The organism is Variovorax sp. (assembly GCF_965279555.1).
GTDB lineage: Bacteria > Pseudomonadota > Gammaproteobacteria > Burkholderiales > Burkholderiaceae_C > Variovorax.
Genome location: NZ_OZ257247.1, coordinates 3,260,336 through 3,282,018 on the forward strand (window position 1 = coordinate 3,260,336; position 21,683 = coordinate 3,282,018).

Consider the following 21,683-nt stretch of genomic DNA (forward strand, 5'->3'; position numbering starts at 1 on the left):
TGACGGGTGCCGTGCGTGCGCGGCTTACTGCCCCGCCACCGTCTTGATGCGCGCGATCATCTCGTCAACGGCCTTGTCCACCGGCACCTTGTCGGTCACGACGCGGCTCATGGCCTTGGCCCAGACGTTCTCGTTGTTCAGCACGGTGAACTTGTAGTTCTTGGTGAATTCGAAGGTCACGGTGCCGGCGGCGTACTGGTTGTAGACCGAGAGGCGATGCGGGTCGGCCTTCCAGAAGTCGCGCTGCTGCGCGGCCTTGGTCACGGGGAACCAGCGGCCCAGCGAGCCCTCGACGTACGGCGTGAGGTTGTCCTCCTGCATCAGGAAGGCGACGAACTCCTTGGCGCGAGCCTTGTTCTTCGCATCCTTGAACACCACGCCGGTCTTCACCGCGGTGCGGTAGACCATCTTGCTGCCGTCGGGCTTGCTCGGGAAGCCGGCCGTGCGGATGCGCTCGGTGTAGTTCTTGCGCGCTTCCTCGCGCTGCTCTGGCGTGAGCGACGCATTGTTCGAGTCGTCAAGCCACTTGGCGGCAATGGAGATGGTCGCGTTGTGCGTCATCACGGTCGTCTTGTTGTGGAACGCGACGTTGTTGTCCGGGTCCTTCCAGCTGGTGGAAGAAGGCGGCGTGCAGCCCTTGGTGTAGGGCGCGGTGTAGTCGGTCATGGCGCCGATCAGGCCGGTGCGCACCTTCGGGTCGTCGACCAGCAGCTTGCCGTTGTCGTCCACCAGCTTGACGTTGTATGCGTCCATGAAGGTCAGGAACGAATAGAAGGCGTCGCTCGAATCCACGCCCATGGGCTGGCCGATGCCGAAGGTGCGCTTGCCGCTTTCCTTGCGGCTGGCGGGCTGCACCTTGTCGCACCAGAACGACCAGTACTCCTTCCAGGTGGTCGGGATGTCCGACTCCTTGAACCCGGCCTCGGCCAGCATGTCGCGCCAGTACTCGATGTGCATCGTCTGCTGCTTGATCGGGAACGCGTAGTACGCCTTGGCCTTGGTCTGGTCGTTGTAGAGGTAGGTGGTCTCCAGCGTGTTGGGCGCGAAGCGGTCCTTCATGGGCGTGAGCACGCTGCTGATGTCCTCGAGCTTGCCGTCGTAGGCCCACTTGCCGGTGACCTGGAAGTCGTACACGTCGGCGTAGGCGACGTCGGGCGGGCTGCCGGAGTCGAGCGCGGACACGGTCTTGGGGATCATGTCCTGGATCGGGTACTGCGACAGCTCGATCTTGACGTTCTTGTTCTTCTCCTCGAACTTCTTGATGGCGGCGAACAGTGCGTCGTCCTCCGCCTTGTAGAAGCCCTTGACCCACCAGACGGTGAGTTTTTCCTGAGCGGCGGCATTGCCCGCCGCTATCAGGCCTAGCGCGACCAGCGTCGGCGCGATCAGCGATTTGACGAGTTTCATGCTTGTTGTCTCCTTCTCTTCTTCGGTGGAATCGGCTCGGGCACGAGCCAGGGTGGAAAGAACCGGATGCGAACTGCGGGAAAACGCGTGGTCGGCGCCGAAGCTGCTAGCTGGCCTTGAGCCTTGGCGGCGGCCGGCTCAGGCGTGGCAGGCGCCGTCGCGAGGCGAGCACGTCATCGATGTCCTGCCGCGCGCCGTCGATGAGCCTGATGATGGCCAGCTCGGCCTTCGCGGGGTCGTGCGCGATCACGGCGTCGAGCACCGCGCGATGCAACGGCAGCGACAGCGCGGGACCGTCGGGCTTGGTGGTCGATATCTCGAAGCTGGTGCGCAGCAGCGCGTTGAGCACCTTGCTCATCTGCGAAATCATGCGGTTGCCGGCAGCTGCGAGCAGGCCGTTGTGAAAGCGCAGGTCGAAGGTGACGTAGTCGCCGCCGTTCTCCACCGCCTCTTTCATGCCCGCATAGGCGGCTTCGATCTCCTCGATGTCCTTGTCGCTCGCACGTTCCGCCGCGAGCCGCACGGCCGCGGGCTCGACCACGCGGCGCAGGTCCTGCAGGTCGCGCAGGAACTCGGGCGTGAGGCCTGCCCGCGCCTGCCAGGTGATGACGTCGGGGTCGAACCAGTTCCACTTGTCCTTGGGCAGCACACGCGTGCCGACCTTCGGCCCGGTGACGATGAGGCCCTTGGCCGCCAGCGACTTGATGGCCTCGCGCACCACGGTGCGGCTCACACCGAGTTCCTCGCCGAGCATGGGCTCGGCGGGGATCGAAGCACCGATGGCGTAACGCCCCGACACCACGGCTTCACCGAGCAGCTCGAGCGTTCGACCGTGGATGTTCTTGATCATGTGCGATGTGAATTCCGGTATCCCGCCAATCCAAAAAACAGAGGCTCTGGCAGGCTCTCCGCGCTTATCATATGATGATTGAAACTGCAGCCCGGCAGGACAAACCCTGAGGTTTGTCACCACAAAAACGGTACTCGGAGACAAACCCCATGAGCACAATCCCCAAGAAGAAACCCGGCGAACTTCGCAGCCAGCAATGGTTCGGCCGCAACGACCGCGACGGCTTCATCTACAGAAGCTGGATGAAGGGCAAGGGCGTGCCGCACGACCAGTTCGACGGTCGCCCGGTCATCGGCATCTGCAACACATTCAGCGAACTCACGCCCTGCAACTCGCACTTCCGCACGCTCGCAGAGCAGGTGAAGATCGGCGTGTACGAAGCGGGCGGCTTCCCGCTCGAGTTCCCGGTGATGTCGCTCGGCGAAACACTGCTGCGCCCCACCGCCATGCTGTATCGCAACCTCGCGAGCATGGACGTTGAAGAAAGCATTCGCGGCAACCCGCTCGACGGCGTGGTGCTGCTCATGGGCTGCGACAAGACAACGCCGGCTCTCATGATGGGCGCGGCCAGCGTCGACCTGCCGACCATCGGCGTGTCGGGCGGCCCGATGCTTTCGGGCAAGTGGCGCGGCCAGGAGCTGGGCTCCGGCACCGGCGTGTGGCAAATGAGCGAGCAGGTGCGCGCAGGCACGCTCAAGCTGCAGGAATTCTTCGAGGCCGAAAGCTGCATGCACCGCAGCCACGGCCACTGCATGACGATGGGCACCGCGAGCACCATGGCCAGCATGGTCGAGTCGCTGGGCATCGGCCTGCCGGGCAATGCGGCCTACCCCGCCGTGGACGGCCGCCGCAACGTGCTCGCACGGCAGGCGGGCCGGCGCATCGTCGGCATGGTGCATGAAGACATGAACATGTCGAAGATCCTCACGCGCCAGGCCATCGAAAACGCGATCAAGGTCAACGCGGCCATCGGCGGCTCCACCAACTTCGTGATCCATCTGCTGGCCATTGCGGGCCGCATGGGTGTCGACCTCACGCTCGACGACTTCGACCGCCTTGCCGCCGAGCTGCCATGCCTGGTGAACCTGCAGCCATCGGGCCAGTACCTGATGGAAGACTTCTGCTACGCGGGCGGCCTGCCGGTGGTCATCAAGGAAATCGCCGACCACCTGCACAAGGACATCCTCACCGTCACCGGCCAGAGCGTGTGGGAGAACGTGAAGGACGCCGAGAACTTCAACCCGCAGGTCATCCGCACTCAGGCCGAGCCCTTCAAGGACAAGGCCGGCATCTGCGTGCTGCGCGGCAACCTCGCGCCCAACGGCGCGATCATCAAGCCCAGCGCGGCCACGCCCGAGCTGCTGGTGCACAAGGGCCGCGCGGTGGTGTTCGAGAGTGCCGAAGACCTGCACAAGCGCATCGACGACGAGAACCTGGACATCGACGAGCACTGCATCATGGTGCTCAAGAACTGCGGACCCAAGGGCTACCCCGGCATGGCAGAGGCGGGCAACATGCCGCTGCCGCCGAAGGTGCTGCGCAAGGGCATCACCGACATGGTCCGCATCAGCGACGCACGCATGAGCGGCACGGCCTATGGCACGGTGGTGCTGCACACGGCGCCCGAGGCTGCGGCCGGCGGGCCGCTGGCACTGGTGCAGGACGGCGACATCGTCGAACTCGACGTGCCGAACCGCAGGCTGCATCTGCATGTGAGCGACGAAGAGCTGGCGAAGCGGCGCGAAAAGTGGGTTGCGCCCAAGGCACCGCTGGATTCGGGGTACTGGAAGCTGTACGTCGACACGGTGCTGCAGGCCGACCAGGGGGCCGACCTGGCGTTCCTGCGTGGGCGTCGCGGGTCTTTCGTGCCGCGCGACAATCACTAGCCACTAGGATTCAGGCTGGTTGTTGTTCGGGGCGCGCTCACGCCGACGGGGTGCCTTGCTCCGCGAATGTCCCCCGGCCTGCGGCCTCCTCCTTTATTTCGCTGCGCAAGGCACCCCGCCGTCGTGATCGTTGGACAGAACGGTCCTTGATCGAACGGCACAACGGCAGCGCTCGTTGTGCACAGGGCGCCGGGTGCTCCCCGCAGCGAAATAAAGGAGGAGGCCGAAGGCCGGGGGACATTCGCGGAGGGGAGTACCCGGTGGCCTGTGCGCACGCCCTGAACCAAAACACGACAAGACAGACAAGGACAAATGAAGAGACTGGTAGCCATCGACTGGGGCACAAGCTCCCTGCGCGGCGCCTTGCTGGATACCGACGGCAAGGTGCTGGAAGAACGCAGCGACGCGCGCGGCATCCTCACCGTGCCTGAAGGCGGATTTCCCGAAGTCTTCGAGACGCTGTTCGGCGACTGGATGCGGACCGAAGGCACCCGCTGCCTGATCTCCGGCATGGCCGGCAGCAAGCAGGGCTGGGTCGAGGCACCCTACTGCGCCTGCCCGGCGGGCCGCGTCGAAGTGGGCCGCAAGATCATCGACATCGACGCCATTCCCGGTGCGCGCATCGCGATCGTTCCCGGCCTGAGCGACGAGCATGACGGCGTGCCCGACGTGATGCGCGGCGAAGAAGTACAGATCTTCGGCGCCATGTCTATCACCGGACTGGACGACGGCGTCTTCGTGCTGCCCGGCACCCACAACAAGTGGGCCACGGTCAAGAAGGGCCGCGTGGCGGGCTTTCGCACCTACATGACGGGCGAGTTCTATGCGCTGCTGAGCCAGCACTCGATCCTCGCGCGCACGCTCGACGCGTCGGCGCCGCTCGACGAAGCCGCTTTCCTCGAAGGCGTGACCCTCTGCGAAAACGGCCACGGCCTGCTGCACAACGCCTTCGGCGCGCGCACGCTGGCGCTGTTCGAGCGCATGCCGAAGCAGGAGCTTGCAAGTTACCTTTCGGGCCTGCTGATAGGCGAAGAGCTGCGCACGCAATCGCTGCAGGCGGTCGGCGAAGTGGTGCTGATCGGCTCGCCCGCCCTCACCCAGCGCTACACGCTCGCGCTGCGCGCCACCGGCGTCACCACGCGCACGCTGGGCGCGGAAGCCACCTGGGCCGGACTGCACGCGCTGTCCGGCTTTCTCGACACCGACAGAACTGCAGCCGCATGACCACTCCCCTCGAAAAATTCAACGCCGCGATGCGCGAGTTGCCCCTGGTGGCGATCCTGCGCGGCCTCACGCCCGCCGAGGCCGCGGATGTCGGCGACGCCATCGTCGAGCCCGGCTTCCGGCTGCTCGAAGTGCCGCTCAACTCGCCGCAACCGCTGGAGAGCATCGCGCTGATGCGCAAGCGCTTTCCGCAGGCGCTGGTTGGCGCCGGCACGGTGCTCGGCGCCCAGCAGGTGCGCGACGTGCACGCGGCCGGCGGCGAGCTGATCGTCTCGCCCAACTACAACGCCGATGTCATCGCCGAAGCCGCGCGGCTCGGCATGGTCTGCCTGCCGGGCGTGATGACGCCCACCGAAGCCTTCGGTGCGCTCGCGGCCGGCGCCACGGGGCTCAAGCTGTTCCCGGCCGAACTGGCATCGCCCGCCGTGGTGAAGGCGCTGCTGGCGGTGCTGCCGGCCGGCACGCCGGTGATGCCCGTGGGCGGCATCACGCCCATGAACATGGCCGAATGGCGGGCGGGCGGCGCGGCCGGCTTCGGCATCGGCTCCGCGCTCTACAAGCCGGGCAAGCAGGCCTCGGCAGTGTGCGAAGACGCGAAGAAATTCATCGCGGCCTGGACCGGAGTGATCCAGGCCTGACACCGGCCAACCCACAAGAACCAGGAGAGACTCGCACGATGTCCGCCGATTCCGACTACGCCAGCCCCGCCGTGCGCAAGCTGCGCGAAGACCTCGCACTTGCCCTTCGCGCCGCCGCCCACCACGGGCTGTCCGAAGGCGTCTGCAACCACTTCAGCGTGATGCTGCCGGGCGCGCAAGACCGCTACCTCATCAACCCGCGCGGGCTGCACTGGAGCGAGATCGGTCCCGACGACATCGTGCTGATCGACGTGCACGGCGAAGTGCTCGCCGGCCGCCACCGCGTGGAGCCCACCGCCCTGTTCATCCACGGCGCGGTGCACCGGCTCACCGGCCATGCGGTGGTGCTGCACTGCCACATGCCCTACGCCACGGCGCTCACGATCACGGTCGACCGCGCGCTCGACCCGACCTCGAGCCAGAACGCGATGCGCTACATGAACCGCATCGCGATCGATGCCGAGTACAACGGCCTGGCGCTGGACGACGCCGAGGGCGAGCGCATCGCCCGCGCGATGTCGGGAAAGGACGTGGCCTTTCTGGCGAACCACGGCGTGATCGTGGCGGGCGGGACCATCGCCCATGCCTACGACGATCTCTACTACCTCGAGCGGGCCTGCCTGCACCAGGTGATCGCGCAATCGACCGGCCGGCCGCTGGCGCCGGTCGATCCGAAGCTGGCCGCGCACGTGGCGGCGCAGATCCAGGGCGAACGCGAGCAGTCGGACCTGTTCTTCGAGGCGCTGCGCCGCATGCTGCCGGCGCCGCGCGGCTGAGCGCCAAGCTGCTTCAGTTTGGTGCCCGGCTGGTGCCGCGTCCTACGCGCACGGGTTACAGCTCTTCATCGGATTTCGCTCCAGCCTTACAAGAAATTAACAAAAAGCAGCGAGGATGAGGACTCGAACACAAAGATGGGGATCAGAGATGAAAAAGCTTACTTTGGCATTCGGTGCAGCGGCCTTGCTGTCGCTGGCCGCATTCACCGCGCCGGCCCAGGCACAGCCTGGCGGCAGCTTCATCCAGGCACAGGTCTACGTCGTGCCGCCGCCTCCGCCGCGTCCGCGCTACTACGCACCGCCGCCCCCGCCGCGCTACTACCACGGCCCGCGCCACTACCACGGTGGTGATCGCTACTACCGCGACCGCCGCTGGGACGACCGTCGCCACGGCCGCCGCGACAACGACGGCGACGGCGTGCCCAACCGCTACGACCGCCGGCCAAACAACCCGTACCGCTACTGAGGCCGCGAGCCTCTATCGGGCAGGCGCCGCGGCATAGGGCGGCGCGTCGCTCGACAGGCCCTGCTTGAGCTGGCGCGTGACCGCGTCGGCCAGCACCTCGGCCTTGCCGGTTTCCACACCCTCCAGCGCCTGCCGCGCCACGTCGTCGGGCGAAGCCTTGGCACCGGGCACGTGCGCGGCCATGTCGGTGTCCATGAAGGCTACGTGCAGGCTCGTGACCTGCGTGCCCTGCCCCGCCAATTCGTTGCGCAGCCCGTTGCTCAGCGACCATGCGGCCGACTTGGTCGCGCTGTAGGTCGCCACGCTCGGGAAGGTGGTCCAGCTCAGGGCCGACAGCACGTTGATCACGGCGCCACCGCCGTTGGCCGCGAGCACCGGCGCGAAAGCCTGTGTCACGGCCCAGGGACCGAAGAAATTCGTTTCGAATTCCGCGCGCGCCGCAGCCATCGCATCGGGCGAACCCAGCAGACTGGAGCCGCGCGAAATCCCGGCGTTGTTGACCAGCAGCGACACGTCGCCGCAGGCGCGCACGGCCGCCTCGATTTGCGCGGGCTGCGTCACGTCGAGCGCCACCGGCGTCACGCCGGGCAGCGTGACGGAGCTGGGGTCGCGCGCCGCGCCATAGACCTTGCGCGCGCCCGCCGCCAGTGCTGCCTTCGCAAAAGCGAGGCCGAGGCCGCGATTGGCGCCGGTAATGAAAACGACGGAGTCCTTGATCTGCATGATGTGCCTTTGGGGTTGATTGAGAGATTTGTCAAATTGAGGCCTCAGGCCTGCGCCATGCGGCGCAGCAAGCCGTTGGTGGTGCGCGGCCAGCCCACACGGCCGAACCAGGCACCGCCTGCGATGGCCGACGCAGTGACGATGCCGTACACCGCCAGCGCGGTGCCCTGTGCAGCGAACACGCCTGTGAGCCCGACGCCCCAGCTCAGCGCCAGCCAGCCGCCGGTGCCCGCCACCACCAGACGCGCGATGTTGCCGAGCATCGGCCACAGCAGCCGGCCCGCGCCCTGCGACGCGAAATACAGCACCAGCCCCACACCGAAGAAGCCGTAGAGCGGCCCAACCACGCGCAGATAGTGCGCGCCGGTCTCGAGCATTGCAGGGTCGTTGCCGAACAGCAGCAGCCACGGACGCGGGAACAGCGCCGCCACCAGGCCGATGGTCTCGGTCAGCGCGAAGGCCAGTGCCGCGCCGGCCCAGGTGGCGCGCAGCGCGCGTTCGCGCTGGCCCGCGCCCATGCAGGTGCCGACCATCGCGACCAGCGGCGCGCCCAGGCCGAACACCAGCGGCACCAACAAATATTCGAGTCGCGAGGCCGTGCCGTAGCCGGCCAGCGCGCCCGAGCCGAAATGCCCGGTGAGCGCGGTCGCGATGCCGATCGACAGATTGGTGGCCACAGTGGACACCGCGCCCACCAGCCCGATGCGCAGGATGTCGCGGAACAGCGGCCAGCGCAGCTTGAGCGCGGCCAGCGTGGGCCGCAGCAGGCTGCGCGGCGAGCGCAGATAGACGATGAGCGCAATGGAGCCCAGCAGGTAATACAGCAGCAGCGCCATCGCGCCGCCGGCGATGCCCATGCCCGGCAGCGGACCGATGCCGAAGATCAGCAGCGGCGACGCCGGAATCAGGAACACCACGCCCACCACCGTCACGTTGGCCGGCACCGACATGTTGCCGGTGCCGCGGATGATGGCCGACAGCGAGTTGAACAGCCACACCAGCACAGCGCCCGAGAACACCCAGTGCGAGTAAGTGAGAGCGGCTTCGAGCGCCGCGCCAGTGCCGCCCATGATCCCGTAGAGCCAGCGCCCGCCCAGTATCAGCGCAAGCGTGAAGCACAGGCCGAAGCCCAGTGCGATGACGATGGCATGCCACACCAGCGCATCGGCATCGGCGCGGCGCCGCGCACCCAGCGCACGGGCGATGGACGAGGCAATGCCGCCGCCCATCGCGCCGCTGGAGGTCATCTGCATCAGCATGACGATGGGGAACACGAGCGCCATGCCCGCGAGCGCGTCGGTGCCGAGCTTGCCGACGAAGTAGGTTTCGATCAGGCCGACGCAGGCCTGCGCCACCATCACCAGCACGTTGGGCGCGGCCAGGCGCAGCAGCGTGGGAACGATGGGCGCCTCGAGCAGGCGGCGGGTGCGTGGGTCGAGATCGGCGGTGTTGCCTGAAGCGGTCATGGCGGGGCCTCGATGGGTTCGGGTCAGGCGCGTGCCGCGGCGGGCGTCACGGGGGTGCCCGGGTTGCCGGCCTTGGCGGCCGGGCGGCGGATCATCAGCACGATCAACGCGGCCACCAGGCAGGCCGCGCCGGCCGCGTACAGCGCCGGGGTGTAGGTCAGCAGCAGCGTGCGTGCGAAGCCGGCGCCATAGGCTGCCGTGGCGGCGCCCAACTGGTGGGCGGCAAAGACCCAGCCGAACACCAGGCCCACCTTGGCGGGACCGAAGGCAGCGCCCGCGAGCTTGACAGTGGGCGGCACGGTGGCGATCCAGTCGAGGCCGTAGAACATCGCGAAGATGCCCAGGCCGTAGATGGTGAACTCCGAATGCGGCAGCCAGAACAGCGACAGACCGCGCAGGCCGTAGTACCAGAACAGCAGCTTGCGGTTGTCATAGCGGTCCGACAGCCAGCCCGAGAGGATGGTGCCGACGAAGTCGAAGGCGCCCATCATCGCCAGCACCGACGCGGCGGGCACGGCGCCCATGCCGTTGTCGCCGCACAGCGAGATGAAGTGCGTCTGCACCAGGCCGTTGGTGCTCAGGCCGCAGATGAAAAAAGTGCCCGCCAGGATCCAGAAGGTGCGGTTGGTCGAGACTTCCTTCAGCACGCGGAACGGCGTGGCGAAGTTCATGGCGGGCGCTGCGGCGGCGGGCGCCGCCGGTTGAGTGCCGGGCTTTTCACCATAGGGCAGCAGGCCGATGTCGGACGGACGGTTGCGCATCAGGCACAGCGCGAGCAGGCCGATGAGGATGCTGCCGATCACGATCGGCACGATGGCCGAGCGCCAGCCCCAGTGCTCGATCATCCAGGCCGCGAACGGCAGGAACGCCAGTTGCCCCGTGGCCGAACTGGCCGTGAGCATGCCGATGACGAGGCCGCGCCGCGCCACGAACCAGCGGTTGGCCACCACCGCGCCAAGCACCAGCGCGGTCATGCCGGTGCCCAGGCCCAGCATCAGGCTCCACAGCACGAACAGCTGCCATAGCTGCGAAGCCATGGTGACGAGCGCCATGCCCAGGCCCACCAGGGCGAGGCCGGTGCAGATGACTGCGCGCAGGCCGTAGCGTTCCATGAGCACCGCGGCGAACGGCCCCATCAGGCCGAACAGCGCGAAGCGCAGCGCGAGCGCCGAGGAGATCTGCTCGGTGCTCCAGCCGAATTCCTGGCCGAGCGGCTTGAGCATGGCGCCCGGCAGGCCCAGCGCAGCCGACATGGTCAGCATGGTCAGGAAGGTGATGGCGGCGACGATCCAGCCGTAGTGGATGCCGCGGCGCTGCAGCCATGCGGAAACTTGGTTGGCGAACATGGGACCTCGGATGTTGGAATGCGATGTGGAGGACGAAGAAAACGGGGCAGCGCGCGGCCGTGCGCGTGATGTGAAGGCGTGGGAAAGCGGTGGGTGGCGGGGTCAGTCGTCGGCGTCGGGTGCGTCGTCGGCGCCCAGCAGTTCCATCGACTCGTCGATCAGCAGGTGCAGCGCCAGCACGCGCTCCACGCCCAGCAGCGCATTGAGCTTCTGCTGCGCGGTCTTCCAGTGGCCCAGGGCCTCGCGCCGCTTGGCCTCGCCCTCGGGCGTGACTTGCACCAGCCGGCTACGCGCATCGGCGCCCGCGGTCTGCGCCACGAAGCCCGCGGCGATCAGCGGCTGCAGGTTGCGGCTCAGGGTGGAGGCGGTCATCTTGAGTTCGGCAGCCAGGTCCACCGGGCGGCAGGGGCCGAGGCGGGCCAGGTTCGACAGCAGCGAGTACTGCGTGGTCTTGAGGCCGCTTTGCGAAACCTCGGCGTCGTAGTGCTGCGAAAGGCGGCGCGACAGCTGGCGCACCTTGAAGCTGGTGCAGCCGCGTGGCTTGGTGGGTGTGTCCATGGGATATTATTGTATGTGCAACTATTGCATATGCAATCAACACCACCCGGCAAAGCCCCCAGAAGGAACACAGGCATGACACAGAACCCCAACCAGCTCGAAGGCTGGATCGCCGAAGAACGCCGCATCACCGAGCGCCTCGACGCGGGCCCCGGCCCCGGCCTCGCCCGCCCCGAGCAGATCGCGGGCAAGACCGGCCTCGAAGTGATGCAGGCGATGCTGGCCGGCGAGATTCCCTACGCGGCCATCGCCAAGACGCTGGAGTTCACGATCGTGGAAGTGCGCGCCGGCGTGGCCATCTTCCAGGGCACGCCGCTGCCGCAGCACCTGAATCCGCTGGGCACCATCCACGGCGGCTGGGTCGCGACCATGCTCGACTCCGCACTGGGCTGCTCGGTGCACACCATGATGCCGCCCGGCCGGGGCTACACGACCGCCGAGCTGGGCGTGAACTACGTGAAGGGCCTCACGCCCAAGGTGCAGCGCGTGCGCGCCGAGGGCAAGGTGATTCATTGCGGCAAGCAACTGGCCACCGCCGAAGCGCGGTTGTACGGACCCGACGGCACGCTGTATGCGCACGCCACGACCACCTGCCTGGTCTTCGAGATCCCGCCGGCGCGCTGACCCCGACCTGCCCGGAATCGGAGTAGGCCTTCGACCTGTAAGTCCAAAGGCGTCGGCCTTAGCAGGCCCAGTGATAATTATTCTCATCGCCGCCGTTGCCAAAGCAACAGGCGGCGGCGTTTCCAGAATATTTCACAGCCGTTTCCCGGAGGATTTCTTCATGTTCACCGAACGCAAAAGCGTCCGAGGCCGCGCCGCGCGCGCACTGTTCGGCGCCAGCGCCGCCTGGCTGGCCGTTGCCGCCCTGCCCGCACAAGCCGCCACCGACGAACTCACGCTCTACACGACGCGCGAGCCGGCGTTGATCCAGCCGCTCATCTCGGCCTTCAGCGCGCAGAGCAACATCAAGGTCAACACCGTGTTCGTGAAGGACGGCCTGCTGGAGCGAGTAAAGGCCGAAGGCGCACGCTCGCCGGCCGACGTGCTGATGACGGTGGACATCGGCAACCTCATGGACCTGGTGGACGGCGGCGTGACGCAGCCTGTGAAGTCGGCCGCGCTCGAATCGGCCATTCCCGCCAACCTGCGCGGCGCCGACGGCCAGTGGTTCTCGCTCTCCATGCGCGCCCGCGTGCTCTACGCGGACAAGAGCCTGCCGATCACCAGCTTCCGCTACGAAGACCTGGCCAACCCGAAGTACAAGGGCAAGGTCTGCATCCGCGCCGGCCAGCATCCCTACAACACCGCGCTGGTCGCCTCGCTGATCGCGCATGACGGCGAAGCCAAGGCCGAGCAGTGGCTGCGCGGCGTCAAGGCCAACCTGGCGCGCAAGGCCACCGGCGGCGACCGCGACGTGGCGCGCGACATCCTGGGCGGCATCTGCGATGTCGGCCTGGCCAACTCGTACTACGTCGGCCAGATGAAGAGCGCCAAGGAAGGCACCGACGCGCGCAAGTGGGGCGACGCCATCAAGGTCATCCGCCCGACCTTCGCCAACGCCAAGAGCGGCGGCACGCACGTCAACATCAGCGGCGCGGCCGTGGCAAAGAACGCGCCGCAGCGCGCCAACGCGGTCAAGCTGCTCGAGTTCCTGGTGTCGGAACCGGCCCAGGCGCTCTACGCGCAGGCCAACTACGAATACCCGGTGCGCAAGGGCGTGGCGCTCGACCCGATCATCGGCCAGACCATCGGCGAGCTGAAGGTCGATCCGCTGCCGCTGACCGAGATCGCCAAGTACCGCAAGCAGGCCAGCGCGCTGGTCGACAAGGTCGGCTTCGACCAGTAGCGTTGGCTCGCCCCCAGGCTGCGGCGCACTGCGTGTCGCCTTCGCCAACCCCCTACCGGGGGCAACACCGTTGGCCCGGCAAAGCCGGTTCCACGGTGTTCCTCGCTGAAGCAGAGGCGCGCGTAATGGGCGCCCTGTTTTTCGCATGAACATCGTCGATCGGTATGGAGGCCTGCACGCCGCGGGCCCGGCTTGGCGCTGCGCGTCGCTCCTGATCGCCGTCGGCGTGCTCGCGCCGGTGCTCTCGCTCGCGTGGATCGCGTTCGGCTCGGGCGTCGGGCATTGGGGGCCGCTGTTTGCGCACGTGCTGCCGCAGGCGGCGCTCAACACTGCCCTGCTGCTGGCCGGTGTCGGCACGCTGGTGCTGCTGATCGGCACCGGCTGCGCATGGCTTGTGACGGCGCACGACTTTCCCGGGCGCGGCGTGCTGCACTGGGCGCTGCTGCTGCCGCTGGCGATGCCGACGTACATCGTCGCCTTCGCCTACCTCGACCTGCTGCACCCCATCGGCCCGGTGCAGGGCGCCATCCGCTGGATGCTGGGCTTCGACAGCCCGCGCCAGTTCCGCCTGCCTGACCTGCGTTCCATGCCGGGCGCGATCTTCGTGCTGGGCTTCGTGCTGTACCCCTACGTCTACATGACGGCGCGCGCGATGTTCATGACGCAGCCGGCCCATCTGATGGAAGCCGCGCGCATGCTCGGCGAGAACCGGCGCGGCGCATTCTTCCGCGTGGCGCTGCCGCTGGCACGACCGGCGCTGGCCGTGGGCCTGAGCCTGGCGCTGCTCGAAACGCTCAACGACATCGGCGCCTCCGAATTCCTCGGCGTCAACACGCTCACGGTAGCGGTCTACACCACATGGATCACGCGCTCCGACCTCGCGGGCGCCGCGCAGATTGCATGCGCCATGCTGTTCATGGTGGTGGCGCTGGTCTGGCTCGAACGCAACGGCCGCCGGCACCAGCGCTTCGGCTCGGCGCAACGCATGCGCGCCGTGCAGCCGCGCCGTCTGCGCGGAGGCGCGGCCTGGGCTGCGACCGCTGCCGCTGCACTGCCGGTGTTGATCGGCTTCGTGGCTCCGGCCCTGTACCTCGTCTGGGAAAGTGCCAAGCGGCTGCGCCAGGGCGGCGGCATTTCGCAGGGCCTGCTCGCCAGCCTGGGCAACACGCTGGCTCTGGCGGCGGGCGTTACCGTGGCGGCCGTGGCCGCGGGGCTGGTGGTCGCATGGACCGCGCGCGCGCAGGGCTCCGGCATCAACCGTGCGCGCTGGCAGGCGCGCGTCGCCACGCTGGGCTATGCGGTGCCGGGCACGGTGCTCGCCATCGGGCTGCTGACACCCGCACTGGCTTTCGACGCGGCGCTGGCCACGGCCTTCGGCTGGCAGGGCCTGCCGTTGATGGCCGCGGGCGTGGTGCTGGTGGTGGCCTGCACGATCCGCTTCCTGGCAATGCCGGTGGGCGGCATCGAGGCCGGTCTTTCGCGCATTCCCCCAGCCATCGAACAGGCCTCCCGGCTGCTCGGTGAAACCACCGGCGGCACGCTGCGCCGCGTGCACCTGCCGCTGCTGCGCCCCGCGCTGGCGGCCAGTGCGCTGCTGGTGTTCGTCGACGCAATGAAAGAGCTGCCCGCCACGCTGCTGCTGCGGCCCGCCAATTTCGACACCCTCGCCACCTGGCTCTACGCCGAGGCCGCGCGCGGCACCTACGAAGAAGGCGCGATTGCCGCGCTCGCCATCGTGCTGGCCGGCCTGCTGCCGGTGGTGCTGCTGGCGCGCAACCAATTGGGCACGCCCACCGCCACTTTCAGTCCGGATACGCCATGAGTTCTTCGCTGCACCTCGATTCGCTAAGGCTCGCCTACGATACGCCGCGCGGCCCGCACACCGTGGTCGACGGCTTCTCGCTCGCGCTGGACGCGGGCGACATCGCCTGCCTGTTCGGCCCCTCGGGCTGCGGCAAGACCACGGTGCTGCGCGCCATCGCGGGCTTCGAGCCGGTGCGCGGCGGCACCATACGCCTGGGCGAAACATTGCTGTCGTCCGGCCAGACTCACCTGCCGCCCGAGCAACGCCGCGTGGGCATGATGTTCCAGGAATACGCGCTGTTCCCGCACCTGTCGGCCGCCAGGAACGTGGCCTTCGGGCTGCGCCGCCTGCCGCGCAACACGCAGCACGAGCGGGTGGCCGAGATGCTCGCGCTGGTCGGCTTGGCAGATGCCGCGGAGCGCTATCCGCACGAGCTTTCTGGCGGCCAGCAGCAACGCATCGCGCTGGCCCGCGCGCTCGCGCCATCGCCCGCCCTGCTGCTGCTCGACGAGCCTTTTTCCAACCTCGACGGCGGCACACGCGAGCGCCTTACTGCACAGGTGCGCGGCATCCTGAAGCAGGCGGGCCAGACCGCGATTCTGGTGACGCACAACGAGGCCGAGGCGCATGCCATGGCCGACCGCATCGGCGTGATGCATGGCGGGCGCATCACGCACTGGCAAGGCACTGCGGCGGCTTAGCACAAGGGCGTCTTTTTCCGAATGGGCTTTTCGGGAAAAGGTTGTTCGGCCCCGCAAGAATCGCGGCGATCCGAAACATCCTTTTCGAGAACGGAAAGCCCCATGTCCCCCACACTCACCCTCGTCAGCCATCTGCTGTGCCCGTACGTCCAGCGCGCCGCGATCGCGCTGCATGAAAAAGGCGTGCCCTTCGAGCGCGTCGTGATCGACCTCGCGAACAAGCCCCAGTGGTTTCTCGACATCTCGCCGCTGGGCAAGGTGCCGCTGCTGAAAGTGCGCCAGCCCGACGGCTCCGAGGCGGTGCTGTTCGAGAGCAACGTGATCTGCGAGTACCTCGAAGAAACACAGCCCGGCGCACGCCTGCACCCCGAAGACCCGCTCACACGCGCCGAACATCGCGCGTGGATGGAGTTCGGATCGGCCATCCTCGCCGATCTCTGGGGCTACGAGACCACGCAGGACGCCGCCGTGTTCGAACAGAAGCGCCTTGCGCTCGCGGCCAAGTTCGAACGCGTCGAAGCCACGCTCGGTGAAGGCCCCTACTTCGCGGGCGCCAGCTTCAGCCTGGTCGACGCGGTGTTTGCGCCGGTGTTCCGCTACTTCGAGGTGTTCGACGCGATCAGCGACTCGCGCGTGTTCGATGGCAAGCCCAGGCTCAACGCATGGCGACAGGCACTCGCGGCTCGCCCCAGCGTGCGCGATGCGGTGGTGCCCGAATATCCGCAGCACCTCATGGCCTTCCTGCGCAAGCACCAGGCCCACCTGCTGACCCTGGCGGCTTGATCGCCACGCGCGGAAGCCGACAATAGCGGCCTCCCCTTTCATAACTACAAGGCACCACGAGATGCGACTTCTTCACACCATGCTGCGCGTCGGCAACCTCCAGCGCTCCATCGACTTCTACACCAAGGTGCTCGGCATGAACCTGCTGCGCACATCGGAAAACCCCGAATACAAATACAGCCTCGCCTTCATCGGCTACGGCAGGGGCAACCCCGATCAGGCAGAGATCGAGCTGACCTACAACTGGGGCACCGAGAGCTACGAACTCGGCACCGCCTACGGCCACATCGCGCTCGGCGTGCCCGACGCCTACGCGGCCTGCGAAAAGATCAAGGCGGCGGGCGGCAACGTCACACGCGAAGCCGGTCCGGTCAAGGGCGGCACCACCGTCATTGCCTTCGTGACGGACCCCGACGGCTACAAGATCGAGCTGATCCAGCGCGACGAAGGCGCCGCCGGCGGCGGCCTGCGCTGAACCCGGGCGGGGCTGCTCCATGCCAGGCACGAAGAAGGCGACAAGCACGACCCGCCATGTCGCGCTGCTGCGCGGCGTGAACGTCAACGGCATCACGATCAAGAGCGCCGACCTGAAAGCGCTGTTCGTCGAACTGGGCTTCGGCGCGGTGCGCACCGTGCTCGCCAGCGGCAATGTGCTGTTCGACACCGACGAAAGCGACGCCGGCGCACTGCGCACCCGCATCGAGCAGGCCCTGCGCAAGCGCTTCGGCTACGACGCCTGGATCGTGCTGCTCACGCAGAAAGCCGTGGCCGACATGGCCGCGGGCTACCCCTTCGAGCGCATCGACGAAGAGCGCCACCCGTACCTCGTGTTCGGCTCCGACGCCGCCATGCTCGACGAGATCATCGAGAAAGCCGGCACCGTCGACGCCAAGGTCGAGCGCCTGAAGCGCGGCAAGGGCGTGCTGTACTGGGAATGCCCGCGCGGCGAAAGCACCGACACGCCGGTCGCCAAGCTGCTGGCGAAGACCCGCTACAAATCGAGCACCACCTCGCGCAACCTGCGCACGGTGGAGAAACTGCTCACGGACTGATCAGCAGCCCAGCAGATCGGCCAGTTCGTCGATGTCGCGCGCATGCAGGTTGTTGTCCGGCTGCGGCGACACGTCCTTCGGCCTGGCGCGGCCGAACTCATGCGGGCGCTCGATGTACGCGGTCTTCAGCCCGCAGGTGCGCGCGGCGGCCAGGTCGTCGTGGTGCGCCGCGGCCAGCATCACCTGGCCGGGCGTGGCGTCGAACACGCCCGCCACGCCCAGGTAGGTGCGCGGGTCGGGCTTGTAGGCCTTGAACACCTCGGCCGACAGCACGCAGTCCCAGGGCAGGCCGGCGCGCTTGGCCATTTCGGTGAGCAGGCCGATGTTGCCGTTCGACAAGGTGCAGATGGTGAACTTTTTCTTGAGCCGCGTGAGCCCGGCTACCGAATCGGGCCACGCTGGCAGCCGGTGCCAGGCGCGGCTCAGGTCGCGCTTGGCGGCGGTGTCGAGACGGTCGGCCAGGCTGAAATCGTGCAGCACCTGCTCGAGCATGCTCAGGTGCAGCTCGTCGAGCAGCGTGAAGCCGCCCTCGCCCGCGGCGATCCGCTCCATCACGGCCTTCATTGCGGGCTGATAGCCCGCACGCCAGGCCAGCGCGAAGGCGGCGCCATCGACACCCGGCAGCGCGCTTTCGGCCTCGGCCGCAATGCCGCTGTGCCAGTCGACCACCGTGCCGAAGACGTCGAACGCGATGACCTTGAGGTCGCTCGCGTCGAACCCGGCGCGCATGGTCAGCGCGGCAGCTGGCTCGCGGCGCGTGCCAGCTGCTCGATGCGGGCCCAGTCGCCGTCGCGGATCGCGTCGGCCGGCACGATCCACGAACCGCCCACGCAGGCCACGTTCGACAGCGCGAGGAACTCGGCCGCATTGCCCGCGTGGATGCCGCCCGTGGGGCAGAAGGTGACGTCGCCGAACGGGCCTTGCCATGCCTTGAGCATCGGCAGGCCGCCGGCCTGGAGCGCGGGGAAGAACTTCAGCTGGGTGTAGCCGTCTTCCTGCGCGGTCATGATCTCGCTGCCGGTGGCCACGCCGGGCAGGAGCGGCAGGCCGATGTCATGGCAGGCCTTGCCGACGGAACGCGTATAGCCCGGGCTCACGCCGAACTTCGCGCCGGCCAGCGCCGACGCCTGCGCATCGGCCGCGCTGCGGATGGTGCCCGCGCCGGCCACGGCCTCGGGCACTTCCTTGGCGATGGCCTCGATGCACTGCAGCGCCTGCGGCGTGCGCAGCGTGACCTCGAGCATGCGGATGCCGCCGGCCACCAGGGCGCGCGCGAGCGGAACCGCGTCTTTCACGTCGTTCAGCACGATGACCGGAATGACGGGTGCGTCGCGCATCACGTCGAGAGGGGTGAGTTTTTCTGTCATCTCATGGCTCCATATGTTTCGTACAGCCCGCAGCCTCGAACTGCGCAGGGCTCGATTCCAGAAACACCGCGGAAACGGCTTTGCCGGGCCGCTGGTGTTGCCCTCGGCAGGGGGCGGGCGAAGCGACACGAAGTGCGCGCAGCCTGGGGGCGAGCCTGATCACAGCCATGAGCAGGCTCCTTCTTCAGCAGTCAATGCGTTTCTGCGCATGCCGGCGAACAGTTCGCGGCCGAGGCCGCGTCCGTCGGCGATGCGCTGTGCTTCGGGCAGCGTCGCGATTTCGCGCGCGGCCCATTCGTCTTCGGGCAGCAACACGGCGAGCGTACCCGCCACCGAGTCCAGCCGGATCAGGTCGCCGTCGCGCACCTTGGCGAGCGGGCCGCCGGAGGCCGCTTCGGGCGATACGTGGATGGCGGCCGGAATCTTGCCCGACGCGCCGCTCATGCGGCCGTCGGTGACCAGCGCCACGCGGAATCCCTTGCCCTGCAGCACCGACAGCGGCGGCGTGAGCTTGTGCAGCTCGGGCATGCCGTTGGCCTGCGGGCCCTGCCAGCGCACCACGCAGACCACGTCGCGCTCCAGCTCGCCAGCGGTGAAGGCCTTGTGCAGCGCCGCCTGCGAGTCGAACACGCGCGCGGGCGCCTCGATGACATGGCGGTCGTCCGGCACCGAGGACACCTTGATGACGCTGCGGCCGAGGTTGCCGCTCAGCAGCTTCAAGCCGCCGGTGGCGCTGAAGGGGCTGCTCACCGGCCGCGCGACGGCGTCGTTCTTCGACGGCGCGGCAGAGGTCCAGCGCAGTTGCTCGCCGTCAAGCTCGGGCACGTTGGCGAATTCACGGATGCCGCCGGCGCGCACGGTGAGCACGTCGCCGTGCATCAGGCCCGCGTCCACCAGTTCGCCGATCACGAAGCCGGGGCCGCCGGCCGCCTGGAATTCGTTCACGTCGGCGCTGCCGTTGGGGTACACGCGGGTCAGCAGCGGAATGATGTCGGAGAGCCTGGAGAAGTCGTCCCAGTCGATCACGATGCCGGCCGCGCGCGCCACGGCCACCCAGTGGATCAGGTGGTTGGTGGATCCGCCCGTGGCCAGCAGCGCGACCATGGCGTTGACGATGCAGCGCTCGTCGACCATCTCGCCGATGGGCGGGCACTGGAAGGCGGCGTCGCCGGCCTTGCCCAGCACCGTGCGCACAGCCTCGCGCGTGAGCGTTTCGCGCATCGCGTCGCCCGGCTGGATGAAGGCCGTGCCGGGCACGTGCAGGCCCATGGCCTCCAGCAGCATCTGGTTGCTGTTGGCGGTGCCGTAGAAGGTGCAGGTGCCCTGCGTGTGATAGGCCGCCATTTCGGCGTCGAGCAGCCCCTGGCGGCCGACGAGCCCCTGCGCCGCCTGCTCCCGCACCTTCGACTTGGCGCCGTTCGACAGGCCCGAAGGCATGGGGCCGGCAGGCACGAACACCGTCGGCAGGTGGCCGAAGTGCAAGGCGCCGATCAGCAGGCCCGGCACGATCTTGTCGCACACGCCGAGCATCAGCGCGGCGTCGAACATGTCGTGGGTGAGCGCGATGGCGGTGCCCATGGCGATCACGTCGCGGCTGAACAGGCTCAGCTCCATGCCGGGCGTGCCCTGGGTGACGCCGTCGCACATGGCCGGCACGCCGCCGGCCACCTGGGCGGTGGCACCGAGGCGGCGGGCCTCCTGCTTGATGATGTCGGGGTAGCCCTGGTACGGCGCGTGGGCCGAGAGCATGTCGTTGTAGGCGGTGACGATGCCGATGTTGGGCGCGCGTTCGGCCACCACGCGGAATTTGTCGTTGGCCGGGATGCCGGCCACGGCGTGCGCCACGTTGGCGCAGCCCATGCGGTCGGAGCCGCGGTCTCGGTTGCGGATCTCGGCCAGTTGGGCGAGGTAGGCGCTGCGCGGCCCATGGCTGCGCTCGCGGATGCGATCGGTGACGTCGCGGACAGTGGGGTGTGTGCTGCTGCTCATGGGGATATTGGCTCTTGCTGCGTGTCGCCGGGGCGACTGTGGGCCTGGAGGCCCATGGTACCAAGCCGGGCGCCGCGGGCTGATGAAATCAGGGCGCCGGACGATACGAATTTACTCAGTCATGCCCCACGAGGCGGCGCGCATGAAAAAAGCCCGGCGGACCGGGCTATCTTTGGCTTGCGAAGGCGGCAAGGCGGTCAGTCGACCAGCTTGACCTCGACGCGGCGCGCTTCCGCGTTGTTGCCCGTGCCGGCCGTGACCGCGGGCTTCTGCAGGTCGACCTTGGCGGCCGGAACGCCCAGGCCCACGAGCACGTCGCGCACCATTTCGGCCCGCTTCCTGGCGAGCTGTTCGTTGATGGCGGTGTCGCCAGTGGTGTCGTGGAAGCCGGAGATCACCGCCTTGCGGCCGCTTTCCACGCCCTTGATGACCGCAGCCAGCGCCTCGGCGGCCCCGGGCGCCAGGTCGGCGCTGCCGGTTGCGAAGTAGAAGTTCACCACACCGTTGACCACGCGGATGCTGGCGCCGTCGGGGATCGTGACCGTGACGGTTTCGGTCACTTCGGCCAGCTTGGGCTCCGCGCCGGGCGCGGGTGCCGAGATCACCACCGCCGGCGGCTTGGCGCCGGCCAGCGCGGTGGCCGGGTTGTGCGACTTGTGCCAGAGCACGATGCCGATCACGAAGAAGATCACGAGAGCGATCAACGCCATCAGGAAGCCGAGGATGAAATTTTGCTGGCTGTCGTCTTCGCTCATTGCGGGTCTTGCTCCGTAGGAAAGGGGACGGTAAATAATGGTG

General features: G+C 67.9%; 22 protein-coding genes. 12 read left to right on the forward strand and 10 right to left on the reverse strand.

Annotated elements, in window-relative coordinates:
• Positions 1 to 24: 24 nt before the first annotated feature.
• Both ACQY8B_RS15520 and ACQY8B_RS15525 read right to left on the reverse strand, forming a co-directional pair.
• Positions 25 to 1,407, reverse strand: a complete 1,383-nt coding sequence (locus tag ACQY8B_RS15520) for an ABC transporter substrate-binding protein (protein ID WP_422087522.1) — start codon at positions 1,405 to 1,407, stop codon at positions 25 to 27.
• Positions 1,408 to 1,513: 106 nt separating this feature from the next.
• Positions 1,514 to 2,257, reverse strand: a complete 744-nt coding sequence (locus ACQY8B_RS15525) for a FadR/GntR family transcriptional regulator (RefSeq protein ID WP_422087523.1) — start codon at positions 2,255 to 2,257, stop codon at positions 1,514 to 1,516.
• A 149-nt stretch (positions 2,258 to 2,406) separates the two neighbouring features.
• Between ACQY8B_RS15525 and ACQY8B_RS15530 the strand changes: the two genes are divergently transcribed.
• The 5 genes from ACQY8B_RS15530 to ACQY8B_RS15550 all read left to right on the forward strand — a co-directional run bounded on the left by ACQY8B_RS15530 (position 2,407) and on the right by ACQY8B_RS15550 (position 7,247).
• Positions 2,407 to 4,143 (forward strand): IlvD/Edd family dehydratase, encoded by a 1,737-nt coding sequence (locus ACQY8B_RS15530; protein ID WP_422087524.1) that lies wholly within the window; start codon positions 2,407 to 2,409, stop codon positions 4,141 to 4,143.
• A 312-nt stretch (positions 4,144 to 4,455) separates the two neighbouring features.
• Positions 4,456 to 5,367, forward strand: coding sequence for a 2-dehydro-3-deoxygalactonokinase (locus tag ACQY8B_RS15535; protein ID WP_422087525.1), 912 nt, complete (start codon positions 4,456 to 4,458; stop codon positions 5,365 to 5,367).
• Complete coding sequence (locus tag ACQY8B_RS15540) at positions 5,364 to 6,005, forward strand: 2-dehydro-3-deoxy-6-phosphogalactonate aldolase (protein WP_422087526.1); 642 nt, start codon at positions 5,364 to 5,366, stop codon at positions 6,003 to 6,005. The genes ACQY8B_RS15535 and ACQY8B_RS15540 overlap by 4 nt, the downstream gene beginning before the upstream one ends.
• A gap of 38 nt (positions 6,006 to 6,043) precedes the next feature.
• Positions 6,044 to 6,781: an aldolase gene (locus ACQY8B_RS15545; RefSeq protein ID WP_422087527.1), complete on the forward strand. Its 738-nt coding sequence runs from the start codon at positions 6,044 to 6,046 to the stop codon at positions 6,779 to 6,781.
• Between the two features lie 148 nt (positions 6,782 to 6,929).
• A complete protein-coding gene (locus ACQY8B_RS15550) occupies positions 6,930 to 7,247 on the forward strand; it encodes a hypothetical protein (RefSeq protein WP_422087528.1) in 318 nt (105 codons plus the stop codon).
• Positions 7,248 to 7,259: 12 nt separating this feature from the next.
• Here ACQY8B_RS15550 and ACQY8B_RS15555 read toward each other — a convergent pair whose 3' ends face one another.
• The 4 genes from ACQY8B_RS15555 to ACQY8B_RS15570 form a co-directional block, all read right to left on the reverse strand.
• Complete coding sequence (locus ACQY8B_RS15555; protein ID WP_422087529.1) at positions 7,260 to 7,970, reverse strand: SDR family oxidoreductase; 711 nt, start codon at positions 7,968 to 7,970, stop codon at positions 7,260 to 7,262.
• A gap of 44 nt (positions 7,971 to 8,014) precedes the next feature.
• Positions 8,015 to 9,436 carry an MATE family efflux transporter gene (locus ACQY8B_RS15560; RefSeq protein ID WP_422087530.1) on the reverse strand — a complete coding sequence of 474 codons (1,422 nt, stop codon included), beginning with the start codon at positions 9,434 to 9,436 and terminating at the stop codon, positions 8,015 to 8,017.
• A gap of 23 nt (positions 9,437 to 9,459) precedes the next feature.
• Positions 9,460 to 10,782: an MFS transporter gene (locus ACQY8B_RS15565; RefSeq protein WP_422087531.1), complete on the reverse strand. Its 1,323-nt coding sequence runs from the start codon at positions 10,780 to 10,782 to the stop codon at positions 9,460 to 9,462.
• 102 nt (positions 10,783 to 10,884) lie between these two features.
• A complete protein-coding gene (locus tag ACQY8B_RS15570) occupies positions 10,885 to 11,340 on the reverse strand; it encodes a MarR family winged helix-turn-helix transcriptional regulator (RefSeq protein ID WP_422087532.1) in 456 nt (151 codons plus the stop codon).
• Between the two features lie 75 nt (positions 11,341 to 11,415).
• Between ACQY8B_RS15570 and ACQY8B_RS15575 the strand changes: the two genes are divergently transcribed.
• From ACQY8B_RS15575 to ACQY8B_RS15605, 7 genes are all read left to right on the forward strand, one after another.
• Positions 11,416 to 11,964, forward strand: a complete 549-nt coding sequence (locus ACQY8B_RS15575) for a PaaI family thioesterase (protein WP_422087533.1) — start codon at positions 11,416 to 11,418, stop codon at positions 11,962 to 11,964.
• 160 nt (positions 11,965 to 12,124) lie between these two features.
• Positions 12,125 to 13,189 (forward strand): Fe(3+) ABC transporter substrate-binding protein, encoded by a 1,065-nt coding sequence (locus tag ACQY8B_RS15580; protein WP_422087534.1) that lies wholly within the window; start codon positions 12,125 to 12,127, stop codon positions 13,187 to 13,189.
• A gap of 145 nt (positions 13,190 to 13,334) precedes the next feature.
• Complete coding sequence (locus tag ACQY8B_RS15585; RefSeq protein ID WP_422087535.1) at positions 13,335 to 15,011, forward strand: ABC transporter permease; 1,677 nt, start codon at positions 13,335 to 13,337, stop codon at positions 15,009 to 15,011.
• The gene (locus ACQY8B_RS15590) at positions 15,008 to 15,694 is read left to right on the forward strand and encodes an ABC transporter ATP-binding protein (protein ID WP_422087536.1); all 687 of its coding nucleotides are present in this window, start codon (positions 15,008 to 15,010) and stop codon (positions 15,692 to 15,694) included. The genes ACQY8B_RS15585 and ACQY8B_RS15590 overlap by 4 nt, the downstream gene beginning before the upstream one ends.
• 102 nt (positions 15,695 to 15,796) lie before the next feature.
• Positions 15,797 to 16,477, forward strand: a complete 681-nt coding sequence (locus tag ACQY8B_RS15595) for a glutathione S-transferase family protein (RefSeq protein ID WP_422087537.1) — start codon at positions 15,797 to 15,799, stop codon at positions 16,475 to 16,477.
• A gap of 61 nt (positions 16,478 to 16,538) precedes the next feature.
• On the forward strand, positions 16,539 to 16,952 hold the full coding sequence (gene gloA / locus ACQY8B_RS15600; protein WP_422087538.1) for a lactoylglutathione lyase: 414 nt from the start codon (positions 16,539 to 16,541) through the stop codon (positions 16,950 to 16,952).
• A 19-nt stretch (positions 16,953 to 16,971) separates the two neighbouring features.
• Complete coding sequence (locus tag ACQY8B_RS15605) at positions 16,972 to 17,529, forward strand: DUF1697 domain-containing protein (protein ID WP_422087539.1); 558 nt, start codon at positions 16,972 to 16,974, stop codon at positions 17,527 to 17,529.
• Here the strand turns inward: ACQY8B_RS15605 and ACQY8B_RS15610 are convergent, their stop codons facing one another.
• From ACQY8B_RS15610 to ACQY8B_RS15625, 4 genes are all read right to left on the reverse strand, one after another.
• Positions 17,530 to 18,258 carry a haloacid dehalogenase type II gene (locus ACQY8B_RS15610; protein WP_422087540.1) on the reverse strand — a complete coding sequence of 243 codons (729 nt, stop codon included), beginning with the start codon at positions 18,256 to 18,258 and terminating at the stop codon, positions 17,530 to 17,532.
• 2 nt (positions 18,259 to 18,260) lie between these two features.
• Positions 18,261 to 18,896: a bifunctional 4-hydroxy-2-oxoglutarate aldolase/2-dehydro-3-deoxy-phosphogluconate aldolase gene (gene eda, locus ACQY8B_RS15615; RefSeq protein ID WP_422087541.1), complete on the reverse strand. Its 636-nt coding sequence runs from the start codon at positions 18,894 to 18,896 to the stop codon at positions 18,261 to 18,263.
• 159 nt (positions 18,897 to 19,055) lie between these two features.
• Positions 19,056 to 20,885, reverse strand: coding sequence for a phosphogluconate dehydratase (edd, locus tag ACQY8B_RS15620; RefSeq protein WP_422087542.1), 1,830 nt, complete (start codon positions 20,883 to 20,885; stop codon positions 19,056 to 19,058).
• A 197-nt stretch (positions 20,886 to 21,082) separates the two neighbouring features.
• Positions 21,083 to 21,640: an OmpA family protein gene (locus tag ACQY8B_RS15625; protein ID WP_422087543.1), complete on the reverse strand. Its 558-nt coding sequence runs from the start codon at positions 21,638 to 21,640 to the stop codon at positions 21,083 to 21,085.
• Positions 21,641 to 21,683 lie beyond the last annotated feature (43 nt).